The 10,234-nt window shown below is 45.1% G+C and carries 6 protein-coding genes; all 6 read left to right on the top strand.

What is annotated here, in order from left to right; translation table 11 throughout:
* Positions 1 to 462: 462 nt before the first annotated feature.
* The 6 genes from JGK20_RS27315 to JGK20_RS27290 all read left to right on the top strand — a co-directional run bounded on the left by JGK20_RS27315 (position 463) and on the right by JGK20_RS27290 (position 9,931).
* Positions 463 to 1,071, top strand: a complete 609-nt coding sequence (locus JGK20_RS27315) for a hypothetical protein (RefSeq protein WP_293155138.1) — start codon at positions 463 to 465, stop codon at positions 1,069 to 1,071.
* A gap of 6 nt (positions 1,072 to 1,077) precedes the next feature.
* Entirely contained in the window at positions 1,078 to 4,032 is a 2,955-nt protein-coding gene (locus JGK20_RS27310) for an OmpA family protein (protein ID WP_293208747.1), read from the top strand.
* A 2-nt stretch (positions 4,033 to 4,034) separates the two neighbouring features.
* Entirely contained in the window at positions 4,035 to 4,571 is a 537-nt protein-coding gene (locus tag JGK20_RS27305) for a Rab family GTPase (RefSeq protein WP_293185788.1), read from the top strand.
* A gap of 249 nt (positions 4,572 to 4,820) precedes the next feature.
* Entirely contained in the window at positions 4,821 to 5,210 is a 390-nt protein-coding gene (locus tag JGK20_RS27300; RefSeq protein ID WP_293185787.1) for an RRXRR domain-containing protein, read from the top strand.
* 209 nt (positions 5,211 to 5,419) lie between these two features.
* Positions 5,420 to 6,877: a PAS domain-containing sensor histidine kinase gene (locus JGK20_RS27295; RefSeq protein WP_293185786.1), complete on the top strand. Its 1,458-nt coding sequence runs from the start codon at positions 5,420 to 5,422 to the stop codon at positions 6,875 to 6,877.
* A gap of 324 nt (positions 6,878 to 7,201) precedes the next feature.
* Positions 7,202 to 9,931: an adenylate/guanylate cyclase domain-containing protein gene (locus JGK20_RS27290; RefSeq protein ID WP_293232806.1), complete on the top strand. Its 2,730-nt coding sequence runs from the start codon at positions 7,202 to 7,204 to the stop codon at positions 9,929 to 9,931.
* The last annotated feature ends 303 nt before the right edge of the window (positions 9,932 to 10,234 follow it).

Raw genomic sequence — 10,234 nt, 5'->3', positions numbered from 1 at the left:
AGCCGACTCCCTTGGGTGAAGCAGGAAGCAGACCCTTCAAGAGCAATCTTGATTGAATAGTGAGACTTGAGAAAGTTTAGCTAAGTTTTGTGTAGCAGCTTACAACCTACCTTGCTGTCTGGAGGAATGTCTGCGCTCCTCTGAGCTTGCGGCAAGGCAAGAATAGCAAACCGCTATTTTGGGGAGCCTCGTTGTGGCTCTGATGATTGCCTCCAAGAACCTGAATTTCAGGAGATTTACAGTTAAACTTCTCAAGAATCTCATCCCCGACTTTCGGGGAGGGAGTATCTAAAAGTCGAGCTGTCCCCAGTCAAAAAGCCCCTGTATCTGACAACTGTCAACGATCGCAGTAAAAGTCAGCAGCACGTCTTTTGACCCTGCTCAAACCGTTCGACTAGCAGTTTAACAAAAAATATAGTACAGTTCTTAAACTCACAATTTTCGGAGATTCGAGGTAATATCATGGCCGAAATAACTAAAGAAGAAATGCGCGAACGCCTGGGAAATATTGACCAGATTCGCGATATAATTTTCGGGGCGCAGCTTAGAGAATACGACAATCGTTTCGACAAAATAGATTCCGACTTGTCGATGATGCAGCAAGATATGCACGCTCGCATCGAACAAGTGAAAACAGTTCTGTCCACAGAAATGAGGGCGGCAGTTGATTCGTTAGAAAAGAAAGTTAAATCGCTCACCTTAAATACGCAAGAAGAAAGTGCTGACCTCCGACAGCAAATCGATCGCGTTAACCGCAAATGCTCCAGCACCATCGAAGCCCTCGACGAGGCGATCGACAATCAAACCAGTTCCATTCGCGACGAACTCTCTCAAACCAGAGAGCGACTCTCCGAAGAAACCCGCACTTTGAAAACACAGGTTTTTGAAGAACTAGACCGACGCTTTTCCATGCTCAGAGATGTTAAAGTTTCCAGAGATGACATGGCAGAAATTCTGTTTGAACTAGGAATGAGACTCAAAGGAACAGAATTTGTGCCCGAACTTAAAGGCGTTGCTGATAATAAGTCAAATAACGAATTTTTGTTGCCGGAGCGCCACCATCACGGATAATAACGCATGGCTTTACCGAAAGAAAATCCAGAAGTTGAAAATCAGCTAGAGGGTTTTGTTTCTAAACCTGACGAGTCTGCTGCCTCGGCAGCAACCCAGCTAGACCCCTTGTTGACTCTGTTATTCGATCTCAAAATTATTGCTGGTTCAAAGCAGCAAAATCCCGAGTCCGAAGCTGACAGCAGCGGCAAAAACGGTCAAGCTGGGGCCCTCGGCGGGTCGATCGATTTGTTAAGTATTTCCTCCGCACAGCCAGAGGAAATTGCAGCGCAGCAAAATCCCGAACCCGAAGCTGCTAGCAGCAGCGGCAAAAACAGTCAAGCTGGAACCCTCGGCGGGTTGATGGATTTGTTAAGTATTTCCTCCGCACAGCCACAGGAAATTGCAGCGCAGCACAATTCCGAACCCGAAGCTGACAGCAGCGGCAAAAATAGTCAAGCTGGAGCACTCGGCGGGTTGATGGATTTGTTAGGTATTTCCTCCGCACAGCCAGAGGAAATTGCAGCCGTGCCAGAAACTGGCTCTTGCCAACCCGATTCTACTGCTTCCCCGGCTGTTGCAGACGAGTCCCACAATTTGCTGTTCGCTACTCACAAACTCAACACTTCTGAACTGGAAAGAAACTATTCCTCAGCTAAAACTATAGATGTTTCCGCAGATGTTTCGGATTTGGAGAGAGAATCACCCTCGCTACAAGCATTCCCTGACTTAACAATTTCCGATTCTCCCCAGTACGTACAGGGCGAAAAATCCCAGGATTCTGCTGACACCGCTGTAGAGAATTCGCCCATTCCCCAAACTCTGGCGCCACCCGCAGCAACCGATCCGAATTCCTCAGTGTCCGGACTTTCGCAGCCATCACAAAAAATATATGCAGATGCAAGTGTGGCATCAATTGAACCGAACCGAGAGTCGCAAGAACAGCCGATACCACTATCGCAGCGATCGGAAATCATAGGCGATATTAAACAAGAATTCAATGAAGCCGACAGCGCGATGGGAAGGCTGCAAAATCTGATTTTTGGCTCGCAAATGTCAGATATCGAGCAACTCAAAAATCTCCTAGCAGAAACTGATTTGCCGGGGGTGTGCAATCTGCTAGCAAGCATCGACTCTAAATTAGAAAAACTGGAACACCAAATCTACGATCCACAAGAGCTGATCGCCCTAATGCTGCCTTGGATCGCAGAAATTCTCAGCCGCAAAATTGCCGATTCCAGAGAAGAAGTTGTTAATGCGATAGTCCCAATTATTGATGAAGTGATTAGGGCTAAAACTGTGGAAAACAGGCAAGCAATGAGTTCGGCGATAGGTGAGTTGCTGCCCGACGCACTTGCTCAACAAATAGAAAATTCGCCAGCGGATATTGCTCGGGCGATCGCCCCAGAAATGGGTTTGGCGATAAAAGAGCAAATTCGCCTCGATCAAGAGTCGATCGCCCAAGCCCTCGCCCCGGAAATGGGCAAAGCCATTACAGCCCAAATCGCCCTCGAACGCGACTCTATGGTGGATGCTCTCTATCCCGTCATTGGCAGTACGATCTCTAAATACATGGCAGAAGCTATTAAAACTATCAACGAAAAAGTCTCAAATAGCTTAAGCATGGAAGGAGTTGGGCGCAAAATTCGCTCCCAAGTACAAGGAGTCTCCGAAGCTGAATTAATCCTCAGAGAATCAATACCTTTTACCGTCCAAGCAGCATTGTTAATTCACAAGGCATCTGGCTTGGTAATTTCCGAAGTTCAACACCCCGCAGGCAATTACCAGTTAGAAGCGGAAATGGTAGCAGGAATGCTCACAGCTATTCGCAGCTTTGTGAACGAATGCATCGTTCAGCCCGGAGAAATTTCTGAACTCAATCTAATTGAATACGGCGACTCAAAAATTATGTTAGAAGTAGCGGGATACTGCTACATGGCAGTCGTGATTAAAGGAGAACCGCCACAGTCGTTCATTAACAAACTCCGGCAAACACTTACTAATCTGATCCTTAATTACGCTAAATTAATTCACGAGTTTAACGGCGATCCCGGTACTATACCGGACTCTGTGCACCCGTTCATCCAAAGTTTATTCGACCCGGTGGAAAGGGAAAAATCAAAAAAACCCCCCTTCGTGCTGATCGGGGTGACGATCGCAGCGCTAACCTTAATCTCAACACCTTGGGTAATTTATCAGCACCGCCGGAGCATTGACCGCCCCCTGGCAACAAATGCCGCTTTAGCTTTAGCCTCGACCCCAGAATTAGCGGTTTACCGCTTAAACGCCGACGTGGAGGGCAACACTCTCAAGTTAACCGGAAATTTGCCAAATCCAGAATTGCGGGAAAAAGCCGCCAAAATAGCCGCCTCAACTGCACCAAATCTGAAATTAGACAATCAAATTGTCGCTGTAGATGTACCTCCAGATCCCGTGTTGACGGCGGGTGAGGTGCAGCGGATCACCGCTGTTTTGAACCGCTTGTCGGGTGTTTCTATTTCTAGTCGGTATGGCGATCGCAAAGTTACAGTAGAGGGGACAGTCATGGAGGCTGTCGATTCACAGAAAATTGCTCAGTCCCTGAAGCAAATTCCCGGCGTTGAGTCAGTCGTTAGCACTGTGAAACTAGATCCGCTTAAAATTGCCACCCGCATCTACTTCGACCAAGGAACGACAACATTAGACTCAGCATCAGAAGAAATTATCGCCAGTGTTAAAAGTTTCATGGATCAATATCCTCAAAAACAGATTAAGATAATTGGACACAGCGATCGCACTGGGGAACTTGTCATCAATCAACGGTTGTCGCTCCAGCGTGCCACAGCAGTGCGAGATGCTTTGCTGCGGCAAGGTGCCAATCCGAAGCGCCTCCTTGCGGTTGGCAGTCAAAATCCTCCCCCCGGCGTGGAACCCAATCAACCGCTACTTTTAAGCAGATGCGTGCTATTTGAACCAATAACTAAGATCGTAAACAGCAAATAATTATGTCAGTTACTATATCTAAAAAAATGTGCATGATCGGCGACTTTGGCGTCGGTAAAACCAGTCTGATCCGCCGTTTTGTCGATCGGCAATTCAGCGACGAGTACCTCTCCACCGTCGGAGTAAAAATTTCCCGCAAAAGTATCGCATTAGAAAACACCAAACACCCGGAAAGTGTCACCGCACAGTTGCTGATTTGGGACTTAGAAGGACATACAAAATTCAAAGGAATCGCACCGACTTACTTACAAGGAGCTAGCGGCGTTTTAATCGTTGCCGATGTCAGCCGCTCCGAAACAGTTGAGCGAATCTCCGAACACGTTAAGCTGTTTTCTTCAGTCAATCCCAAAGGATCAATAATCGTCGCTTTGAACAAAGTAGACTTGATTGACGAAGAAAAATTGGCACTGCTAGTGGAAATCTCCCACTCAATCGGTCAAGACAAAGTAATAGCAGTTTATACCACATCGGCTAAAACCGGCAAAGACGTTGACGAAATTTTTCACAAACTAGCTTACACAATGGTAGAACAAGTATGAACCGTTCGTAGATGTATACCCACATCTACCCAAACAGAGCCTGCATTGGGTAGATGCTGCGAACGTGCAGGAACAGGATAAGACCTACGTTGTTTGAGTCATGACACCTACAGATGAACGCCAGTTTGTAGCTCTGTCGATTGCTATTAAGGAACGGATTAATTACATACAGATCCGCGTGTTGCACTCCCAACAAGCTCTTTCAACATTTCCGAGGCAAACATTACTTAGAAATAAGGCTGACAGAAGATGTCAAACTACGTTTTTCTCATTGATGCCAACAAAAAACCGATGAATCCGGTTCATCCCAGTCACGCCAGAAAACTTTTAGATTCGGGCAAGGCTTCGGTGTTTCGGCGCTATCCGTTCACACTGCTCCTCAAGCGAGTAGTAGAAAACATTGGGAGCATCTCAGTTTTGCAAGAAGCATTTTTTATGGTAGTGCTGTCCCCGCTCGCGTGCTTGTACAAGCACGCGAGCGGGGACAGCACTGTAAATGCAAAACTGAGATGCTCCCGGAATATTGGGTGCATCTCAATGCAAGCAAATATATCCGTAGGGGCGAAGCATGACCGTAGTCAATATGGGATTATAACTAATAACTTATATGCGGTCATGCTTCGCCCTCTTCCCAAGTGAGATACACCCGGAATATTGCACAACAGTTCACAGGAAAGATGGTTACAGCTATGCCTGAAAACATACTCAAAAAAGAACGAGTGTCTGGATATGTCCACCAATAATTATCGAACAGTATGAACCCCCTTTTTAGAAAGCTCCTGGGTCCGCGACAAACAGAGTATCTAATAGTAAATCACAATTTCATCATTCAGGAAACCTCTGCCGAAGTGCAGAATTATGCCGATACTCCGGGTGACGCGCTCCCCGGTACAGATGCTCGCATCTGTTTTCCCGAACTGATTGGAATTGAAAATATCCTCATGTCGATCGTGATGGGAAGGCGGCCGAGTTTTGAACTCAAAGGTATCGCTCGGTTTGCCGACAACAACCGCCCTTTATACTTCGATATGTTGGCGATAGAACATGAAAACGAACAAGATATGGCAAGTAATTTGCTAATTTTGATTGAAGATGCCACCGAAAAAATGGTGATGAAGCAATCCTTGATTCAGAGAGCGAATGAAGCTAATCTTTTGCTGAGCGCCTTAGCCGCTTCAAAAGATTATATAGATAAAGTGATTCGCTCCATGGGCGATGCTTTGTTGGTGACAACAACATTAGGAATTATCAAAACAGTCAATCAATCGGCACAATGGTTATTTGGGTACAGCGAAGCAGAATTAATCGACCAGCCTCTCTCCATCATAGTAGTCGAAGAAACATTGCTTTACCAAGGTCGCCACCGCTATATTTTGTCTCAAAAAGAGCTGCTCAGAGAATTGGAAGTAGTCTGCACTACTAAATCGGGAGAAGAAATTTGGGTAGAATTTTCCTGCTCGGCAATTCAGACAGAATTAGACGGACTTTATGATTTCATATATATCGGCAGAGACATCACAGAACGCAAGCAAGAAGACATGGAAATTCGTCGCTCTCTGGTAAAAGAGCAAGAACTCAGACAGCTTAAATCTCGTTTTTTCTCGATGCTGGCTCACGAATTCGGCAATCCTTTAAATACAGTATTATTTGCTACTCAAATTCTCAAAGAATATGGGGACGAAATTACCCAAGCGGAAAAACAAGAATACCTCGAACACGTTAAATCAGCATCTAAACACATGGCTCAGCTATTAGATGACGTGCGGTTGCTCAGCAGCGCCGAAGCTGGAAAACTCCAATTCAATCCCGCACCACTTGACTTGCGAAAATTTTGTAGCGAGTTAGTAGAATCAATAAAAATTAGCTACGGACAAAATCATAAAATTAATTTTGTTTGCAGAAAATCTATTGCGCCTGGGAAAAAAACCGCTCCGGAGTCGGAGGCAACAGAATACTCGCCCGCACTGGATGCCAAATTGCTGCGGCACATCTTGACAAACTTGCTGTCAAATGCTGTAAAATATTCGCCGATCGACAGCTATATTGATTTTCAATTAAATTATCATAGTGCAGAAGCTATATTTAAAATAAAAGATGCGGGCATTGGCATTCCTATAGAAGACCAAGAACAACTGTTTGAATCTTATTACCGGGCCCAAAATGTCGGAAAAATACCTGGTACAGGACTGGGTTTATCCATAGTTAAACAGTGTGTAGACCTGCACGGAGGTCAAATCGAATTTTCCAGCGACACAGGGTTAGGCACTACCTTTGTAGTCACAATTCCATTTGCAAAACAGAGGTAATACGATTTGGGAATTGGGCATAGGGCATAGGGCATAGGGCATAGGCATAGGGCATACCTCACCACGCTTGAGAACCGTTATAATACGATTTTCCATTTTCCATTTTTCGATTTTCCGATTTGGGAATGACCCGCCCAAAAATGGGTACCGTGCCACGTAAGCGACCTTGGCTGGTCTATTCCAAAACTTTAGACAAAACTTCAAGGTGCCAGATTCATCAAATCGAGCAATGACTAATGACCAATGACCAATGACCAATGACTAATGACTAATGACTAATGACTATCACGAACTGAGGGCACGTTCACCACTACAAAATCCAACATGACAACCCTGTTAAATAAATTGTTGGTTCCCCACCACTTGGAGTACCTAGCACTGGATCAAGACTTTCTTATCGCAGAGACATCTCTCAACGTGCAGCGGTTTGCCGACTGTCCCGAGGAAGTAGTTACCGGAAACGATGTCCGCATTCCCTTTCCCGAATTCCTGGGAACTGAAGAAATTTTAATCGATATTTTTGAAGGGCGGTTGCCAAATTTTGAATTAAAAGCGATGACGCGAGTATTAGAAAATGGCTCGCGGCTTTATTTTGATATGTATATCGTCGAGTTCAGCAATGACGATAGCGAGCAGAGATTAATTGTATTTTTTGAAGACGTAACCGACAGGATGGGTTTGGAACAAACTCTAGTCCAAGCTACCAATGAAATGAATATTTTATTGAGTACCTTAGCCGCTACTAATAATTATGTTGAAAAAATTATTACTTCCATGGCCGAAGTTTTGTTGGTGACAACGGCCTCGGGAAAAATCAAAAAAGTCAATCAAGCGGCTCAAGATTTGTTCGGTTATAGCGAATCGGAATTAGTAGGTCAGCAAATAGACACCCTTACTGCTGAGGGCGCATCTTTGCAAGCAGTCAGCCAAGAGTCGCCTCAACAATCTCAAACTAATACTGAAGTAATTTGCACCGCAAAAACAGGAGAAAAGCTGACAGTTTCCTTTTCCTGTACGCCGATTCCAAGTGACATGAAAAGTTTTTCTGCAACTTCTACGGCCCTCCAAGATTTTGTGTACATCGGCCGCGACATGACATACAGACAGCGAGCCCGCAAGCGAAAAGTAGCTCAGTACGTCACCACTCACATCCTCTCTACATCCGAAACAATCAAAAAAGCTCTAGAAGCAATTCTCCCCGCAATTTGCGACAGTTTGGGGTGGGATACTGCCGAACTTTGGATGCCGCCGGAAGCTGGGGAAAAACTGCTGTTAGGAAGTAAGAGAATAACTGCGATTTCCGACCCCAATTTGCTGCGGTGCGTCGCCTGTTGGACAAAAGGCTCAGTTTCCATCCCCAAATTTGCCGAATCTGCCGAACAAATGATCTGTGGATTCGGGGAAGGATTGTCGGGTCTCATTTGGGGCAGCGGTTCGTCTCAGTGGATTGCGGATGTAACAGAAAGCGAAATTTTTATTAGCAGAGAAATTGGCGTAGAAGAACGACTGCACGGAGCTTTTGGCTTCCCAATTTTGGGGGACTACGAGCAGGAAAATTCTGAAAGCTCTGTGTTGGGGGTGATGACTTTTTTTAGCCGCGAAGTGCAGTATTTGGATGAAGAATTGCTCCAGACAATGGCAACAATCGGCAGCCAACTCGGTCAATTTATTAAGCGCAAGCAAGCGGAAATAGCTTTGCGGGAAAGCGAAGAACAATTACGAGACTTATTTGAAAATGCTACTGACTTAATTCAAAGTATTGGAGCTGACGGTCATTTTTTGTATGTAAATCGGGCTTGGCGGGAAACTCTGGGCTACAGCGAAGCCGAAATTGCTCAAATGACTGTTTTTGATATCATTCATCCCAACAGTTCCCCAGAGTCGATGGAGATATTATGTCAAGTTATTACTAAAAAAGCTGTCAATGAAAATACTTTTTATCCCCACTCTATTCAAATAATATTTATTACTAAGAATCACGAACAAATTTTGCTGGAAGGTAGCATAAACTGTAAGTTTTTGGAAGGTTCTTTAGTAGCGATTCGCGCTATTTTGCGAGACATTACTGCTCGCAAGATGGCGGAAGATGCTCTAGCAAAATCTGCTTCCTTGCTGCAAGCAACTTTTGATTCTACTGCTGACGGTATTTTAGCTATTGATAGGAGCGGAAAAATAGTTACTTTCAATCGAGAATTTGTGGAAATGTGGGGGGTACCTAGCGACGTGATGGCGCTGCGAGACGACGCAACAACGATCGCCTTTGTGCAGAACCAACTCAAAGACCCGCAAGCATTCCAAGAGAGAATAGAATCGCTTTACGACCAGCCAGAAGCCGAAAGTTTTGACTTGTTGGAATTTGAAGACGGCAGATTTTTTGAACGCCATTCGGAACCGCAGCGGCTGGGAGATAAAATTATCGGTAGAGTCTGGAGTTACCACGATATTACGGAACGCAAGCAAGCAGAAGATGCCCTGCGGGAAGAACAAGAAAAATCGGAAAATCTGTTGTTAAATATCTTGCCCGTGGCAATAGCAGAACGACTCAAACAAAACGAAACGACTATTGCTGAATATTTTCCCGAAGTGACTGTTTTGTTTGCTGATATTGTGGGGTTTACAGCTTTGTCTTCTGTGATGAATCCGATCGACCTCGTGGAGCTCCTGAATAAGATTTTCTCAGGATTCGATATGTTGTGCGAGCAGCACGGCCTAGAGAAAATCAAGACCATCGGCGACGCATACATGGCGGTAGGAGGGCTGCCCTACCCTCGGGCAGACCATGCAGAGGCGATCGCCCAAATGGCTCTAGATATGCAAAAAGAGATAGCTCGGTTTAATGGTCTGAATAAGAAATATTTTAGCATCCGCATCGGCATCCACAGCGGCCCGGTTGTTGCCGGAGTGATTGGCATCAAAAAGTTTATTTACGATTTGTGGGGCGATACGGTAAATATCGCTTCCCGCATGGAATCTCATGGTTTGCCTTGGCGGATTCAAGTCAGTGAAACTACTTATGACTTATTGAAAGACAAATATTTGCTAGTTGACAGTTGACAGTTGACAGTTGACAGTTGACAGTTGACAGTTGACAGTTGACAGTTGACAGTTGACAGTTGACAGTTGACAGTTGACAGTTGACATAGTGCGAACTCATAGGCAGCATCTCATGTTTGTAAAAAGGATTTTTTTATTATAGTGCGAGCACGCAAGAGCTCGCGTATTGTAGAATACGCGAGCGGGGACAGCACTATAAATGAAAACTGAGATACTCCCAACTCATATAACTCGCGAACAGGAGTCAGCAGTCAGCAGTCAGCAGTCATCAGTCATTAGTCATCAGTCATCAGTCATCAGTGA

The organism is Microcoleus sp. PH2017_05_CCC_O_A (genome assembly GCF_020738785.1).
Classification (GTDB): Bacteria; Cyanobacteriota; Cyanobacteriia; order Cyanobacteriales; family Microcoleaceae; genus Microcoleus.
The sequence above is the reverse complement of the archived record's forward strand: the minus strand, read 5'-3'. Positions and strand labels throughout refer to the sequence as shown.

Excerpts from the sequence above, each read along its gene's own strand:
- JGK20_RS27300 (WP_293185787.1), top strand. The coding sequence starts at position 4,821 with ATGTCAAACTACGTTTTTCTCATTGATGCCAACAAAAAACCGATGAAT.
- JGK20_RS27310 (WP_293208747.1), top strand. The coding sequence starts at position 1,078 with ATGGCTTTACCGAAAGAAAATCCAGAAGTTGAAAATCAGCTAGAGGGT.
- JGK20_RS27290 (WP_293232806.1), top strand. The coding sequence starts at position 7,202 with ATGACAACCCTGTTAAATAAATTGTTGGTTCCCCACCACTTGGAGTAC.
- JGK20_RS27315 (WP_293155138.1), top strand. The coding sequence starts at position 463 with ATGGCCGAAATAACTAAAGAAGAAATGCGCGAACGCCTGGGAAATATT.
- JGK20_RS27305 (WP_293185788.1), top strand. The coding sequence starts at position 4,035 with ATGTCAGTTACTATATCTAAAAAAATGTGCATGATCGGCGACTTTGGC.